Origin of the sequence: Streptomyces sp. NPDC051243 (genome assembly GCF_044455405.1) — a bacterium.
Taxonomy (GTDB): domain Bacteria; phylum Actinomycetota; class Actinomycetes; order Streptomycetales; family Streptomycetaceae; genus Streptomyces.
Window position 1 is genome coordinate 362,546 of the sequence record NZ_JBITES010000001.1, and the last position, 15,575, is coordinate 378,120.

Below are 15,575 nucleotides of genomic sequence, written 5' to 3' on the forward strand. Positions count from 1 at the left end.
GACGGCCCGGTCGTAATGAGTGATGCCCCCTGATCGGAGAAGACCGTGGCCATCACCGAACAACGTCTTTCCACCATGGTGCTGGTGATCGGCACCGGCGGTGCCGGTCTGCGCGCGGCGATCGAGCTGGCCGAGGCCGGTGTCGACGTCCTCGCGGTCGGCAAACGCCCCAAGGAGGACGCACATACGGCGCTTGCCGCCGGAGGAATCAACGCGGCTCTGGCCACCATGGATCCCGAGGACAGCTGGCAACAGCACGCGGCGGACACCATCAAGGAGAGCTATCTGCTCGCCGATCCCCGCACCGTCGAGATCGTCACCCGGGGCGCCGCCCGGGGCATCGACGACCTGGAGCGCTACGGCATGGCCTTCGCCAGGGAAGAGGACGGCCGCATCTCCCAGCGGTTCTTCGGCGCGCACAAGTTCCGGCGGACCGCCTTCGCCGGCGACTACACCGGTCTGGAGATCCAGCGCACCCTCGTCAGGCGGGCCCAGCAGCTCGACATACCCGTACTCGACGGCGTCTACATCACCCGGCTGCTGGTGCATGACGGTGCCGTCTTCGGTGCGTACGGCTTCGACCTCGCGAACGGCAGGCGGTACCTGATCCACGCGGACGCCGTCATCCTCGCCGCGGGCGGCCACACACGCATCTGGCGGCGCACCTCCTCACGGCGTGACGAGAACACGGGCGACTCCTTCCGTCTGGCCGTGGAGGCCGGCGCCCGCCTGCGCGACGCCGAGCTGGTCCAGTTCCACCCCTCCGGGATCATCGAGCCGGAGAACGCGGCCGGCACCCTGGTCAGCGAGGCCGCCCGGGGCGAGGGCGGGATCCTGCGCAACGCCCTCGGGGAACGCTTCATGGCCCGCTACGACCCCGACCGGATGGAGCTGTCCACCCGTGACCGCGTCGCCCTGGCCTCGTACACGGAGATCAAGGAAGGGCGGGGCACCCCCAAGGGCGGCGTGTGGCTCGACGTCTCCCACCTGCCCCGGCAGACGATCATGACGCGGCTCCCCCGCGTCTACCAGACGATGCTCGACCTGCAGATGCTGGACATCACCCGCGAGCCCATCGAGATCGCACCCACCGCGCACTACTCGATGGGCGGCGTGTGGGTGCGCCCCGAGGACCACAGCACCGATGTGCGGGGTCTGTACGCCATCGGTGAGGCGTCGAGCGGACTGCACGGAGCCAATCGCCTGGGCGGGAACAGCCTCATCGAACTGCTGGTCTTCGGCCGTATCACGGGTCGGGCGGCCGCCGCCTACTCGCAGTCCCTGCCCGCGCAGCGGCGTTCCGCCTCGGCCGTCGCCGAGGCCCGCGCGGAGATCGACGATCTACTCGCGGCGGACGGGCCGGAGAACGTGCGTGCCCTGCAACGCGCCATCCGCAACACCATGACCGAGCACGCGGGAGTCGTACGCGACGAAGAGGGCCTGCGCGCGGGGCTGGCGGAGCTCGCGGTGATCGAGAAGCGGATGGCGGAGGTCGGCGTGCACCCGGACATCGCCGGCTATCAGGACCTCGCGCACGCCTTCGATCTCAAGTCCGCCGCCCTGGCGGCCCGGGCCACCCTCGAATCGGCACTGGAGCGTCGGGAGACCCGTGGCTGCCACAACCGCAGCGACCACCCCGGCCTCGATCCCGCCCTGCGAGTCAATCTCGTGTGGTCCCCGACGACCGGCGTCACCCACGAGCCTGTTCCGGGCATTCCGGACGAGATTTCCTCTCTGATGGAAGAGGTCTCGTCCGAAGGAAAGCTTGTGGAATGACCTGGCGGCGCCGGGCTGAAAGAAATTTCCCGATTCTCGCTCGGCGACTGTCACACATAGATCCCCTGTCCTGTCTCTTCTGTGCAGGCCGAATTTTTCTCCGAGAGGAATCCGCTATGAAGGTCGTCGTGATCGGTGGAACCGGGCTGATCGGTTCGAAACTGGTCGGCAAGCTCAACGAGCAGGGGCACGAGGCGATCGCGGCCTCGCCCAACACCGGCGTCAACACCCTGACGGGCGAGGGTCTCGCCGAGGTCCTCGAGGGCGCGTCGGTCGTGGTCGACGTGTCCAACTCGCCCTCGTGGGAGGACGACGCCGTCCTGAACTTCTTCCGCACCTCCACGGCCAACCTCCTCAAGGCCGAGGCGGAGGCCGGTGTGACACACCACGTGGCGCTGTCCGTGGTCGGCACCGACCGCCTCCAGGAGAGCGGGTACTTCCGGGCCAAGCAGGCCCAGGAGGACCTGATCAGGGCGTCCGGGATGCCCTACTCCATCGTCCACGCCACGCAATTCTTCGAGTTCATCAAGGGGATCGCGGACATCTCGACCGAGGGCGACACCGTGCGTCTGTCCCCGGCCAAGATCCAGCCCATCTACTCCGACGACGTGGCCGCGGCCGTCGGCCGCACCGCGGTCGGCGCTCCCGTCAACGGCGTGGTGGAGATCGCGGGTCCCGACGTGTTCCAGCTCGACGAGCTGATCCGCAAGGCACTCGCCGCCAAGAACGACCCGCGCACGGTGGTGACGGACCCGAAGGCCCCGTACTCCGGTGCCCAACTGGACGAGAACACGCTGCTGCCCGGTCCGGACGCGGACATCGCCGAAACCAAGCTGTCCGATTGGTTGACGCAACAGTAAATCCCGCACAGTCCGGTGAAACCGGTTGGGTGGCCCCTGCTTCCGGCAGGGGCCACCCAATTCACTTCCGGCAGAGCCACAGATTATTCACTTCCGGCACGGCGACGAATTTCCGTCGCGGCCTTCCGTGAGCACGGCTTCCAAAGGCGCGAGATCCCCGGACTGCGCCGCCGCGAGGAAGGCCTGAACGAGCCGCCGATGCGCGGCCGAGTCCACGGGCTGCCCACGACGGTCGGCATCGAGACGATCCTGGGCGCGTGATACCTGCTGTCTCGTGTTGGCGGCGCCGAGGCCGAGGAGCTCGGAGATCCGGCTGTACGGGTAGCCGAACCCCTCCCGCAGAACGTACGCGGCCCGCTGCGTCGGCGTCAGTGTCTCCATCAGCAGGAGAACCGCCCGATCCACAGCATCGTGCCGCTCCGCCACCGCCTCCGGGGTGACGTCGCCGTCCATCGGTTCCGGGAGCCACGGAGTGGCACAGGATTCCCGACGCTTCCAAGCCGACTGGACGAGGTTGACGGCCAGTCGGACCGTTGTCTTGCGGAGCAGCGCCGACGGGTTGCGGACCACCGTACGGTCCGCCCGCTGCCACCGGAGCCAGGCTTCCTGGATGACGTCCTCCGACTCGGTCGCGTTGCCGACGATCCGGTGGGCGATCCTGAGCAGTCCCGGCCTGGCGTGGATGAACACCGACGTCGCCTCGTCCGGCACCTGCGCGAATTCGATCACATGTGTGTTCACGGTCGGCTCCTCTGCTCCGTGGGTCAGCGGCCCGCAAGGCCGCCCACACCAACGTCGCGTCCAAAGGCAGCCGACCGCGCCCTTGGAATGCCGTAGTCGGCTTCGTGGTCCTCCGTGGCATTCCCTTGGCCGAGCCTCCGGTCGAATCAAGACCCCCCTGTCCCCGGCCCTTAGGATGGACGTGGCTCACCTCGGTCGAAGCCGGCCGCAGTGATCCGGAATCGAACCGGCTGACACGCCGCTCGGAGTACCTGACGCGGGAGGTGCCATGACGAGCAGCGGTTCGCAGGCCGGACTCCTCGGGCGACGAAGCGAGTGCCAGGTCCTCGACGATCTCCTGGCCGATGCAAGGGCCGGGCGCAGCGGTGTCGTCGTCCTGCGCGGTGAAGCCGGCATCGGGAAGAGCGAGCTGTTGAAGTACCTCCTCGACCGTGCCACCGGGTGCCGCGTCGTCAGGGCCGCCGGCATCCAGTCCGAGATGGAGCTCTCCTACGCCGGCCTGCACCAGTTGTGTGCGCCCCTGCTGGCCGGTCTCGAGGGTCTGCCCGAGCCGCAGCGCGACGCTCTCTGCACGGTGTTCGGACTGCGTTCCGGCCCTGCGCCCAACCGGTTCCTCGTGGGCCTGGCCACCCTGAGTCTCCTCGCGGACGCCGGCGGGAACGAGCCGCTGGTCTGCCTCGTCGACGACGCGCAGTGGATGGATCGCGTCTCGGCACAGACGCTGGAGTTCGTCGCGCGGCGACTCCTCGCGGAATCGATCCTGCTCGTCTTCGCCGTCCGCGAGCCGACCGTCGGCGCGATGCTGCCCGGTCTGCCCGAGTTGCGCGTGGCGGGGCTGAGCGAGAGCGACTCCCGAAGCCTGCTCGCCTCGGTGGTCACCGGTCCGCTCGACCGGCGGGTGCGCGACCGCATCGTCGCCGAGACGCGCGGCAACCCGCTGGCGCTTTTGGAACTGCCTCGTGGGCTGACCCCGGAGGAGATGGCCGTGGGTGTGGGACGTCCCGGCGCGGGGCCCCTGTCGAGTCAGATCGAGCAGGGCTTCCGCCACCGGGTCGAGTCGCTCCCGGCCGACACCCAACGCCTGCTGCTCACCGCCGCCGCCGAGCCGGTGGGTGACGTGACGTTGTTGCGGCGTGCGGCCGAGCGGCTGGGAATCGACGTGGACGCCGCCGCGGTGCCCGCGGAGGCGTCGGGCCTGATCGCTCTCGGTGCCTGGGTGCGCTTCCGGCACCCGCTGGTGCGCTCGGCGGCCTATCGCGCGGCGAGCCCGGACGACCGGCGCGAGGTCCACAGAGCGCTGGCGGAGGCGACGGACGCCCGGCGTGATCCGGATCGCCGGGCGTGGCATCTGGCGCACGCGACGGCGAGGCCCGACGAGACGGTGGCGGAGGAGCTCGAGCGTTCGGCGGGCCGGGCACAGGCGCGGGGCGGAGTCGCCGCGGCGGCCGCCTTTCTCGATCGAGCCGCCGAGCTGACCCCCAACCCCGTGCGCCGCGCCGGCCGGGCGCTGGCAGCGGCTCAGGCCAAGTACCGGGCCGGCGCCTTCGACGCCGCACGAGAGTTGACGGATGCGGCTGAGCTCGGCCCCCTCGACGAGTTCGGAGCCGCCCAGTCGAAGCTGCTGCGCGGCCGGATCATGTCCGCGTCCCGGAGTGCCGGCGCGGGCCTGCCGCTCATGCTGGAAGCGGCCAAGCGGCTCTGGCCGCTCGATGCCACACTCGCCCGCGAGACCTACCGGGACGCGCTGTACGCGGCTCTCACGGCCGGACGGCTGCCCGGGGACGGGATCCTCGAAGTCGCCCAGGCCGTGCTGAGCGCGCCGACGCCGTCCGAACCGACCCGCGACGATCTCCTTCTGGACGGCCTGGCGCGAATGATCACGGAGGGCTACGCCGTCGGCGCGCCGACGGTGCTCCAGGCGCTGACCGCTTTCCGCACCGCCGAGGTCTCGGGAGCGGAGGGACTCGGCTGGCTCCCGCTCGCCTGCCGGATGGCTCACAGCACATGGGACTTCGAGACCTGGTCCGTTCTCTCGGCGCGGCTGGTCGACCTGGCACGCGGCACGGGAGCGCTGTCCGTGCTGCCGTCGGCACTGCTGCTACGCCTGTCGAATCGGGTCTTCGCCGGTGATCTCGCCGGCGCCGACTCGCTGGTCGTCGAGGCCACCGCCATCGGCGAGGCGACCGGCAGCAGTTTCTTCGCGCATTACGCGGCGCTGGTCGTCGAGCCGTGGAAGGGCCGGGAGTCGACGACCCGGCAGGCGATGGAGGCGATCACCCAGGACCTCCTGTTGCGTGGGGAAGGCAAGGTGGTGACGGCCACTCAGTGGGCGGCAGCGGTGCTCTACAACGGCCTCGGCAGGTACGAGGAGGCCTACGCGGCGGCCGTGCGCGGCTGTGAGAACCCGCAGGAACTCGGTCTCTCCCTCCAGTCGTCGGTGGAGCTCATCGAGGCGGCGGTTCGCCTCGGAAGGACCGCCGAGGCGGCCGACGCGGTGCAGAGGATCAGCGGCATGGCGCGGGCCGCGGGCACCGACTGGGCTCTGGGCACCTCGGCCGGCGTGCGTGCCCTGGTGAGCGACGGGCAGACCGCCGATGCTCTGTACCGCGAGGCGATCGAGCGACTCGGCACCACGGACGTCCGGATGGATGTCGCCCGCGTCCGGCTTCTCTACGGCGAGTGGCTGCGCCGCGAGAACCGCCGGGCCGACGCGCGTGTCCAGCTGAGCACCGCCCACGACCTGCTCGGCCACATCGGGGCGGAGGCCTTCGCGGAACGCGCGCGGCGTGAGCTGCAGGCCACGGGAGCCACGATCCGCAGACGCGCCGTCACGACACAAACGCCTCTCACCCCTCAGGAAGCGCAGATCGCTCGCCTCGCCGGCGAGGGCCTCACCAACCCGGAGATCGGCGCCCAGTTGTTCATCAGTCCGCACACGGTGGAATGGCACCTGCGCAAGGTCTTCTCGAAGCTCGGCATCGCCTCCCGCCGGGAGATCCGGACCATGCGTTTCGACGGTACTGCGTCCTCGGCCTAGTCCGGGGCACCGTTGGTGTCGTTCCTGTTCCGGCTGTTGTCACGGGATCAGTGCCCGTCCGGTCTCACTTATCGAGCGGACGCACACGGATCGACGCGGTGGATGTGGTGTGTGGCTGTGTGGGAGACGGAGGGATGCCGTATGACGGGTACGGACGACGCCGTACCGATCGCGGAGTTGCTCGATGAACGACGGCATCTGCTGGATGTCGCGGCCTGGATGCTGGGCAGCGGCCGCGAGGCCGAGATCGTCATCGACGAGACCTACCGGCGGTGGTTCGAGCTGCCGGATCCGGCGCGGGCGCGGATCACGGCACCGCGGTCGTGGCTGGCGAAGGTCGCGGGGAGCATCTGTCTGTCGCGGCTGACCGTGCCGGGCCCGGACAGGAAGCCTGCGCTCGGGAAGCCGGCCGCGAGTGCTGTGGCGCGCGGAATGCCGGCGGAGGAGATCACCGGGGTTCTGCTGGACGCGCTGCAGTCCCTGTCGCCGACCGAGCGGGCGGCGTTCGTACCGCACGATGTCGTCGGGATGGCACCGGTGGCCGGCATCGTGCGCCGGACCGAGCCGGAGTGCGCGGAGCCGGCCGACCGGGCCCGGCGCGGTCTGCGGGCGCGTCGCGAACGGCCCACGTCGGCCCGGGAGCACGACGCGGTGGCGCGTGCGGTGCGGGAGGCGTGCGCGACGGAGGACGAGGCGCTACTGGCGTCGCTCCTCTCGGCGGATGCCACGGCGTTCTTCGACGGTGGCGGCAAGGTGCGCGCGCTCATCAAGCCGGTGCACGGCAGGACCCACGTGGCCCGCAGCCTGCTCACCTTGCTGGCCCGGCATCCACGGACCAGCGTGCACACTCATCCCGTCAACGGACGGACCGGCCTCGTCGTGCGGTACGGACGTCAGGTGGCAGCGGTCATCGGCCTCGACATCGCCGGCCCCCACGTCGTCCAGGTCTGGGCAACCCTGAACCCCGACAAGCTCCGCACCTGGAACCGGCCCGGCGTACCCCGGACCCATCAGGCGCCGGGCGCCCCGACGTGACGCGAGCGCGAGTTGACGAACGCCGAGACCTTGCTCGGGTTGAACACCCACATCAACTGGTGAATGCCCTCGGGCGAGGCCGACAGTGTCATGAACGTCGTAGGCTGCCCGTCCCGGTGGAGCAGCACTCCGCTGCGTCCGTTGGCTTCGACCTGGCGGATGTCAACCCCGTGCCAGAACCGCCGAGTTGCGGTCGACAGATTCGCCACCCGTGCGCGTCCCAGCACGGGGACGCGAGCGGCGCCCCGGATGCCATTGCCGTCGGACAGGCTGACGGCGTCCGGCGTGAGGAGAGCCTCCAGTGAGGCGACGTCTCCGTTCTGAGCTGCCGAAACGAAGGCTTCGAGGAGCCGCCGATGCTCCACCGTGTCCACGGTCTCCCGCCGGCCGGCCGCGAGGTGCTTGCGGGCCCGGCTCACTATCTGTCGGACGTTGACGCTGCTGAGCCGCAGAATGTCCGCGATCTCGGAGTAGGCGTAGTCGAACGCCTCTCTCAGGACGTATGCGGCCCGCTCCGTGGGAGTGAGTTTCTCGAGTACGAGCAGCAGAGCCAGTTCCAGGGCTTCCGCCCGCTCGGCGCCCACTGCTGGATCGTCACTCGTGTCGACGGGCTCCGGCAGCCACGGGCCGATGTAGGTCTCGCGGCGCACACGAGCGGACTGAGCGACGTTGATGGCCAGCCGGGTGGTGGTGCTCGACAGGAATGCCACCGGGCTGATCACCACGGAACGGTCGGTTCTCTGCCAGCGCATCCAGACTTCCTGGACCACGTCCTCGGCCTCGACGGCGCTTCCCAGCACGCGGTACGCGATTCCGAAGAGCCGCGGACGGAGCTCGACGAAGACAGAAACGGCGTCATCCAGAGTGCCTTCCGCGGGGGACGTCTCGAGATGCATGCTCCTGCTGTCTCCGTTCCTCCGAGTGTCGGTCGCCCGTCGGTCACCGAACGTCACGGCTCTGTCCGACGCGTCTCCCTCATAGACCGGGAGGCTCCCCGCTCTGTGACAGGGCTGCCGGGCCGGAGCCCCACCGGCATTCGCAGCTCGCAGGGCAGTCGCGTCGCTTCGACCGACACGGCAACGGCATGGCGGAACGAACGGTCAGGGCTCCCTGGACCAGGCGTTCCAGGCGGACTCCAGACGGGTGTGCACGGTGAAGCGTGGATCACCGCCGACGCAGTCGCGGACTGGGTCGGGAGCGCCCACGAGATGGAACCGCGCGTCGGGGTGATCGGGGAACAGGGCCCGTATGCCGCCTCTCGACATCTCGCCGTCGCAGTGCAGTTCCCGCAGGTCGAGGAAGAACTCGCGGGCTCCGGCCGTGGCACGGTCGTGCAGCCCCCGCCGGACGTGGGGCTGTGTGGCGGGACCGAGGAGTCCCCCCACCGCGATCCACACCTGTGGCGGGGCCTCCGCCAGCGCACGCATCCGTATGATCATGGTTCCCATTCCGGCGCTACCCGTCCGCCCGGCCCGGTGAAGTCGACCATCGTCGCCGGACCCGGCTGCGCGACTCATTCGGCCACGTCCGGTCAAGATCGCGGTGGCCGCACGAGCGGTGCTTTCCCAACCTCCTCGCAGCCTTCACAGTGAAACCTCGCGTTCCGGCCAGGACGAGTGCGTATGCGGCCGTGGCCGCCCGGTCGCACCTCGCCGTCTTCACCGGCCCGGCCGGCGACGCCACCCGGCTCAGGCCCGGCCGGATGGGCCTGGCCCCGTGCGTGTGGGAGGCGGCGGTCCTCGCGCACGAGCGGGATGCCCTCACCCGACATGTGCTGGACGGCCACGGCGCCCTCGACGAGCGGCTTGTGGCCTGGCGCGGCGATGCGCTGGATGGCGAGGTCCGGTGACGGCCACCGGAGGGGGCCAGGTGCGACGTGCGCGCGTTGCCGATCTTCCTCATGTCGCCCGTATGGCGGCCGAGCACGCCGCCTACGCGGAGGCGGCGCCCCCGCCACCGGACCTGGCCCGGCGACTGGAGGCACTGCTCTTCGGCACGCACGCCCCGCGGTTGCGGTGCTTCGTCGCCGAGTCCGACGACGGCGAGCTCATCGGCTACGCCTCGTGCGCCCCGGAAGTCTCCACGTGGGACGGGGCGGAGTACCTCCATATGGACTGCCTTTTCCTGAGAGCCGGTCACCGGGGTCTGAAAGTCGGCCCCTTGCTGGTGGAGGCCGTGGTGGCGGAAGCGCGTGCGCTGGGGCTCGGGCACGTCCAGTGGCAGACCCCGCCTTGGAACACGGATGCGATCAGGTTCTACGACCGGCTGGGAGGCCGTGCGAAGGAGAAGCTTCGCTATCACTTGCCTGTCGATTGAACTCGGCTGTCGTCGGGGGTGGATGGACCTGCAGAAGCCGGCGGGACTGCCACCCGTCCCGCCGCTCCTTTCCTGCCCAAGCGACCTGTCCCACCCACGCCCCGACGCGACCTTCGTCATCCACCGGCAAGGCATCTCGACTCACCGCCCCGAAGCTGGCACCGTGAACCGGCATGAAGTGGAACGAAGTCGGACAAACGAAAAGCTCGGTGCGCTGGAGACTCGTGCTGGCCAGCACCACCATGCTCTTCGTCGAGCTGGCGCTGATCAGATGGGCGGGCGCCAACGTCGTCCACCTCAGCTACTTTTCGAACTTCATCCTGCTCGGATCGTTCCTCGGGATCGGCATCGGCTTCCTGATCCCCGCCGAGCGCGGGCAGTGGCTCAAACGCTGGACGCCGATCCCGCTCGCGCTTCTCGTCATCCTCGTACGCGCGTATCCGGTGCAGGTGCGTCAGAGCAGCAGCGAGGTCATCTACTTCACCGCCGTGAAGACCACCGGCCTGCCCCAGTGGGTGACCCTGCCGGCCATCTTCCTGCTGACCGCGGTGATCATGGCGGGGATCGGCAAGATCACCGCCGATCTCTTCCGCCGGCTCCCCTCACTCGACGCCTACCGCTACGACCTCCTCGGCAGCATCGCCGGCTCGGTCTCCTTCGCCGTACTGTCCTGGCTCCGCGCCCCCTCGGTCGTGTGGGGCGTACTCGCCGCCGCGGCCCTGCTGGTCCTCGGCGGGCGCCGCAACACCCTGCTGTACGGGATCCCCCTCACGGCGATGGTCGCCGCGCTGTTCCTGGAGACGACCACGACCGGTGTCTCCTGGTCGCCCTACTACAAGATCCAGCTCAAACCCTCGCCGAGCGCCTCCCGGACCTACTACATCTCCGCCAACGGCGTCCCCCACCAGAGCACCGCGCCACTCCCGGTGCTGATGCGCGAGAACTCGCCGTACCGGCAGGCGTACGACCAGACACCGCAGAACCCGCACAAGCGCGTGCTGATCATCGGAGCCGGCAACGGCAACGACGTCGCCGTCGCACTGGCGCACGGAGCAGAGCGGGTGGACGCCGTCGAGATCGACCCCCGCCTGCAGGAGATCGGCGCGACGTTGCACCCCGCCAAGCCGTACGACGACCCCAGGGTGCATGCCTACATCGACGACGGACGGGCGTTCCTGGAGCGGACCGACGCCAAGTACGACCTCATCGTCCTGGCCCTCCCGGACTCCCTGACCCTGGTGTCGGGCGCGAGCAACCTGCGGCTGGAGAGCTACCTGTTCACCCGTCAGGCGTTCGAGGCCGCGCGCGATCACCTGGCGCCGGACGGCGCTTTCGCCATGTACAACTACTACCGCAAGAGCTGGTTGGTGGACCGCTTCGCCGGCGACCTCGACAGCGTCTACGGCCACGCCCCCTGTATGACGACGTTCAAACGGAACGCGGCCGTGCTGGTGGCCGGCATGACCCCTGCCGACCAGTCCTGCAAGCAGGTCTGGCAGCCCAGCGGCCCGGTCCCGGCGGCTGCGAGCGACGACCACCCCTTCCCGTATCTGCTCCACCGGACCATCCCCACGCTCTATCTGGGTGCCCTGGGCGCGATTCTGCTGGTGACGCTGCTGTCGGTGCGTCTGACCGGTGTTCGTATCCGCAGCACGTTCCGCTACTTCGACATGTTCCTGCTGGGCGCGGCCTTCATGCTGCTCGAGACGAAGAACGTGATCGGCTTCGCGCTGTACTTCGGTACGACGTGGCTGGTCAACGCCCTCGTCTTCTTCGGCGTGCTGCTCTCCGTCCTCGCGGCGGTCGAGGTCCGGCGCAGAATGCGACAGGCCAACCAACTCCTGTTGCAGCTGCTGCTCTTCGGCTCCCTCGCCGTGGCCTGGCTCGTACCCACGCAGGCCGTGCTCTCCCTGCCCTTCGCCGGACGTCTCGCCGCCGCCATCGCCCTGGCCTTCGCCCCCATCTTCTGCGCCAACCTCATCTTCTCGGACCGCCTCGCACAGGCCCCCGACCCGACAGCCGCGTTCGGCGCGAACCTGCTGGGCGCGCTGACCGGGGGCGCGCTGGAGTACCTGGCTCTGGTGACGGGCTATCAGGCGTTGCTGCTGGTCGTCGCCACGCTGTACCTGGGGGCCTGCGTGGCCATGCGTTTCACCTGGACGGGGCCGGGCGGGCAGGCGACGCGGGTGCCGGAGGAGACGGTGGCCGCCAAGACCTGAGCGACGTCGGTCGACGGCCGGCGCGCTCAGTGCACATACGGGCCGTCGGCCGGCTGGGGCCTGCCTCGCGGTACGAGGCCCAGGGCCATTACGGCGGCGGCAGCGGCCGCCACCGCGCAGACCGTGAACGCGTCGTCGAAGCCGCCTGCCGAGCCCCGCTCGAAGCCGGATGCCGCGACGGTGGAGACGACGGCGACGCCGATCGAGCCACCCACCTCGTGGAAGGTGTTGACGACTCCCGAGGCGAGCCCCGCCTCGTGGTGCTCCACCATGGCCAGCGCGGTCGTCGTGGCGGTGACGAAGACCGCGCCGAGGCCGAGGGATGCGATCACGAAGCCCGGCAGGAGACCGGCGTACACGCTGCCGGTCTCCGAGAGGCGCGTCAGCGGGACGGAGCCGGCGGCCGCGACGGCCAGGCCGGCGACGGCCGTGGGGCGGCTTCCGATCCGGCCGACCAGGCGGGAGCCCAGGTGGGCGCCGAGTCCGGTGGCCACGGCGACGGGCAGGAACAGCGCTCCGGTCCGCAACGGGCTGAGGCCGCGGATGTGCTGCAGATAGACAGATCCGAGGAAGAAGTACGCGATCAGCAGGCCCGTGGCGATCAGCATCAGGAAGGCGCCCGCGAGCACCGGCCGTCGGGTGAACATCCGCAGGTCCATCAGCGGGGCCCGGCCCGCCCGTTCGACCGCCGCGAAGGCGGCGTACGCTGCCGCCGCGCCGAACAGCGGCAGCAGTGTCGAGGTGTCCGTCCAGCCGGAGTCGCCCGCCTCGACCAGGCCGTAGATCAGCGCGGCGGTGCCCGTGGTGACCAGCAGCGCGCCCTGGATGTCGAGGCGGGCGGGCCGCGGGGCACTGGCCGGCACGAAGGCCGGCAGGGCGATCAGGAGGAGCAGCCCGACCGGCACGTTGATGTAGAAGACCCATGGCCAGCCCGGGCCGTCGGTCAGGGCCCCGCCGAGGAGCACGCCGGCCGCGGAGCCGCTGCCGCCGATCGCCGCCCAGACACCGAGCGCCTTGTTGCGTTCGGCGCCCTGGAAGGTCGTCGTGACGAGGGAGAGCGCGGCCGGCGACAGCAGTGCCGCGCCGACGCCCTGGCCGATCCGGCCGCCGAGCAGTGTCGGGGCGTTCTGGGCCAGACCGGTGAGCAGCGAGGCGGCGGTGAAGAGCGCGAGCCCGGCGAGCAGGGTGCGGCGGGCGCCGAGGGCGTCGGCCAGCCGGCCGCCGAGCAGCATCAGGCCGCCGAAGCACAGGGTGTAGGCGGTGACCACCCAGGTCAGGGTCTCGCGGCCGAGATCGAGGTCGGCCGCCATGTCGGGCAGGGCGACGTTCACGACGGTGACGTCGAGGATCAGCATGAACTGGGCCAGGCAGATCAGCGCGAGGGCGGCCCAGCGGCGCGGGTCCGGGGGTGGGTGAGGTGCGTGTCCGGCTGTGTGCGGCGCACCGGCTGCGGCGTGGGTCATGAGGAGTCCTCCTGATGCGGTGTTCCGGTCGTGCACGGCGAACCTCGCCGAGCTAACTGAACCATACTGTTCAGTTCATATGAACTCAACCGTACAGTTCAGATGGGTGCTACGGTCGTGTCATGAGCGTGGAGAGCGTCAAACGGCCGCCGAGCGGACCCCGCGCGGAGCTCAAGCGGCAGGCCATCGTGCGGGCCGCCCGCGAGTTGTTCCTGCGGGAGGGCTTCGGGGTGGGAATGGACACGATCGCCGCCGAGGCCGGGGTGTCCAAGGTGACCGTCTACAACCACTTCGGCAGCAAGGAAGCCCTGTTCACAGCGGTCATCACCAGCGCCCTGGACGAGCCGCTCGCCGGGGAGTCGTCGGCCGCACTGGAGGGCCTGGCCGAGGCCGAGGACCTGCGGGCCGCCCTTGTCGAAGCGGCCCGGACGTGGGTCCACGCCGTCCGCGGCAACCACGAGGTCACGGCACTGCGCAACCTCGTGGCCGCCGAACTCCACCGTTTCCCCGAGCTGGGCGAGGCCTGGAGACACCGCGGCACGGAAAGCCACCACCCCGCCGTCGCGGGCGCGCTGCGCACCCTCACCGAGCAGGGCCGTCTGGAGATCCCCGACCTCCAGGTCGCGATCATCCAGTTCTACGGCCTGCTGGTCTTCCCCCACATGGTCTTCAGCTCCTACGGCACGCACATCGACCAGGACCTGACGGACCGTCTCATCACCAGCGGCGTCGACATGTTCCTGCGCCACTACGGCCCAGAGAGCACCTAGGCCGTGTCCGCGAAGTCCCGCCTGCCCCGCGACGCCTGGCACGCACTCTCGCCGCACCGTGCGGTGCCCCGCCCCCGGGTCGGACAGCCGGACGGCCGGTTGATCAGGCGGTCGCGGCGAGCGGCGCGGAAGCGTCCCGTGCCGTGAGTCGGCCGGTGCGGTGCAGGCCGTACAGGGCGGCCGCGCACGCCAGGCCCAGCGCGCACAGTGTGAGCCACGGCAGTGCGGGCACCCCGGCCGCGCGGGCGGCGTCGAGGGCGGCGCCCGTGCCCAGGTTCCCGACGGTGATGCCGATACCGCAGATCGTGTTGTACAGCCCGTAGTGGGTGGCGACGAGACGGTCACCGGAGAGGCGGACGATGGTGTCCATCTCGAAGGGGTAGGCGATCATCGTGCCTACGGCCAGCAGCAGCGCGGCGAGCGTCGGCGGAACCGCCGCGAGCAGCCACAGCCCGATCCCGGGCTCCGGTACGGGCACGGCGGTGGCCACCAGCAGCGGAACGAAGGCCAGCCCCATCGCCGCCAGCCCCCGCACGAGCGCCTGCCCTGGCTCGTACCGCGCCTTGCACCATGCCGTCACCCGCGTCTGGCCGAGGATCGTGCTCAGCCCCGACACGGCGAAGAGCACCGCGACCGCCGCCGTACCGAACTCCCCGTCGCCGCCGAGCCGGCGCACCTCCAGCGGCAGCGCCATATAGACCTGGAAGGACAGGACGTACGACCCGATCATGGCGACGGAGAACAGCAGGAACGGCCGGTTGGCGAGGATACCGCGCCACTGGGCGAGCACCCCCCGATCCGCCTCCGTCCTCCGCCCCTTGCCGTCCTCGGCCCGGCGGGCGGGCAGCGCGCGGATCTGTACGACGCTGAGCAGCGCGAAGATCCCGGCCGCCACCAGGCAGGTGACGCGGAAGTCCACGCCGGTCAGCACCATGCCCACCAACGGACCCAGCAGGATCCCCGCCTGGTAGAACACGTTGAACAAGGCGAACGCCTCGACCCTGCGTTCCCCCGCGTCGGCCGCGAGGTACGCCCGTACGGCCGGATTGAACAACGCCCCGGCCAGCCCGGTCGCCGCGGACGCGGCCAGCAGCGCGGGCAGGGAATCCACCAGTCCGAGCGTCGCGAAGCCAAGCGTGCGCAGCACACACCCGGCGACGATCATCGGCTTGTAGCCGAACCGGTCGGCGAGCGCCCCGCCGACCAGGAACATGCCCTGCTGGCTGAAGTTCCGTACGCCGAGGACGAGTCCGACGATCCAGCCGGCCAGCCCGAGCGTCCCGGACAGGTGGGCGGCCAGATAGGGCATCAGCATGTAGAACCCGAGGTTGATGGTGAACTGGTTCAGCATCAACAGC

The 15,575-nt window shown here is 70.2% G+C and carries 13 protein-coding genes; 8 read left to right on the plus strand and 5 right to left on the minus strand.

Features of this window, described 5'->3' with window-relative positions; genetic code table 11:
* The first annotated feature begins 75 nt into the window (after window positions 1-75).
* Both ACIBAG_RS01650 and ACIBAG_RS01655 read left to right on the plus strand, forming a co-directional pair.
* On the plus strand, window positions 76-1,776 hold the full coding sequence (locus ACIBAG_RS01650; RefSeq protein ID WP_399100542.1) for an FAD-dependent oxidoreductase: 1,701 nt from the start codon (window positions 76-78) through the stop codon (window positions 1,774-1,776).
* A 116-nt stretch (window positions 1,777-1,892) separates the two neighbouring features.
* The gene (locus ACIBAG_RS01655) at window positions 1,893-2,636 is read left to right on the plus strand and encodes an SDR family oxidoreductase (RefSeq protein ID WP_399099738.1); all 744 of its coding nucleotides are present in this window, start codon (window positions 1,893-1,895) and stop codon (window positions 2,634-2,636) included.
* Between the two features lie 87 nt (window positions 2,637-2,723).
* Here the strand turns inward: ACIBAG_RS01655 and ACIBAG_RS01660 are convergent, their stop codons facing one another.
* Window positions 2,724-3,377, minus strand: coding sequence for a sigma factor-like helix-turn-helix DNA-binding protein (locus ACIBAG_RS01660; protein WP_399099740.1), 654 nt, complete (start codon window positions 3,375-3,377; stop codon window positions 2,724-2,726).
* Window positions 3,378-3,645: 268 nt separating this feature from the next.
* Here ACIBAG_RS01660 and ACIBAG_RS01665 point away from each other — a divergent pair, with 268 nt between their 5' ends.
* Together ACIBAG_RS01665 and ACIBAG_RS01670 are read left to right on the plus strand one after the other, a co-directional pair.
* On the plus strand, window positions 3,646-6,414 hold the full coding sequence (locus tag ACIBAG_RS01665) for an AAA family ATPase (protein ID WP_399099742.1): 2,769 nt from the start codon (window positions 3,646-3,648) through the stop codon (window positions 6,412-6,414).
* A gap of 141 nt (window positions 6,415-6,555) precedes the next feature.
* Window positions 6,556-7,449 (plus strand): RNA polymerase subunit sigma, encoded by an 894-nt coding sequence (locus tag ACIBAG_RS01670; protein WP_399099744.1) that lies wholly within the window; start codon window positions 6,556-6,558, stop codon window positions 7,447-7,449.
* On the opposite strand, the gene ACIBAG_RS01675 is transcribed toward ACIBAG_RS01670, so the two are convergent.
* Together ACIBAG_RS01675 and ACIBAG_RS01680 are read right to left on the minus strand one after the other, a co-directional pair.
* Window positions 7,425-8,345: an RNA polymerase sigma-70 factor gene (locus ACIBAG_RS01675; RefSeq protein ID WP_399099746.1), complete on the minus strand. Its 921-nt coding sequence runs from the start codon at window positions 8,343-8,345 to the stop codon at window positions 7,425-7,427. The genes ACIBAG_RS01670 and ACIBAG_RS01675 overlap by 25 nt on opposite strands.
* Before the next feature lie 204 nt (window positions 8,346-8,549).
* Complete coding sequence (locus tag ACIBAG_RS01680; protein WP_399099748.1) at window positions 8,550-8,876, minus strand: hypothetical protein; 327 nt, start codon at window positions 8,874-8,876, stop codon at window positions 8,550-8,552.
* Between the two features lie 203 nt (window positions 8,877-9,079).
* Between ACIBAG_RS01680 and ACIBAG_RS01685 the strand changes: the two genes are divergently transcribed.
* From ACIBAG_RS01685 to ACIBAG_RS01695, 3 genes are all read left to right on the plus strand, one after another.
* Window positions 9,080-9,298: a hypothetical protein gene (locus tag ACIBAG_RS01685; protein ID WP_399099750.1), complete on the plus strand. Its 219-nt coding sequence runs from the start codon at window positions 9,080-9,082 to the stop codon at window positions 9,296-9,298.
* The gene (locus ACIBAG_RS01690; protein ID WP_399099752.1) at window positions 9,295-9,765 is read left to right on the plus strand and encodes a GNAT family N-acetyltransferase; all 471 of its coding nucleotides are present in this window, start codon (window positions 9,295-9,297) and stop codon (window positions 9,763-9,765) included. The genes ACIBAG_RS01685 and ACIBAG_RS01690 overlap by 4 nt, the downstream gene beginning before the upstream one ends.
* Window positions 9,766-9,974: 209 nt before the next feature.
* Complete coding sequence (locus ACIBAG_RS01695; protein WP_399099754.1) at window positions 9,975-11,984, plus strand: spermidine synthase; 2,010 nt, start codon at window positions 9,975-9,977, stop codon at window positions 11,982-11,984.
* A 26-nt stretch (window positions 11,985-12,010) separates the two neighbouring features.
* Here the strand turns inward: ACIBAG_RS01695 and ACIBAG_RS01700 are convergent, their stop codons facing one another.
* Window positions 12,011-13,447, minus strand: coding sequence for an MFS transporter (locus tag ACIBAG_RS01700; RefSeq protein WP_399099757.1), 1,437 nt, complete (start codon window positions 13,445-13,447; stop codon window positions 12,011-12,013).
* A gap of 122 nt (window positions 13,448-13,569) precedes the next feature.
* Between ACIBAG_RS01700 and ACIBAG_RS01705 the strand changes: the two genes are divergently transcribed.
* Entirely contained in the window at window positions 13,570-14,217 is a 648-nt protein-coding gene (locus ACIBAG_RS01705) for a TetR/AcrR family transcriptional regulator (RefSeq protein WP_399099760.1), read from the plus strand.
* Between the two features lie 103 nt (window positions 14,218-14,320).
* On the opposite strand, the gene ACIBAG_RS01710 is transcribed toward ACIBAG_RS01705, so the two are convergent.
* A complete protein-coding gene (locus ACIBAG_RS01710) occupies window positions 14,321-15,568 on the minus strand; it encodes an MFS transporter (RefSeq protein WP_399100545.1) in 1,248 nt (415 codons plus the stop codon).
* Between the last annotated feature and the right edge of the window lie 7 nt (window positions 15,569-15,575).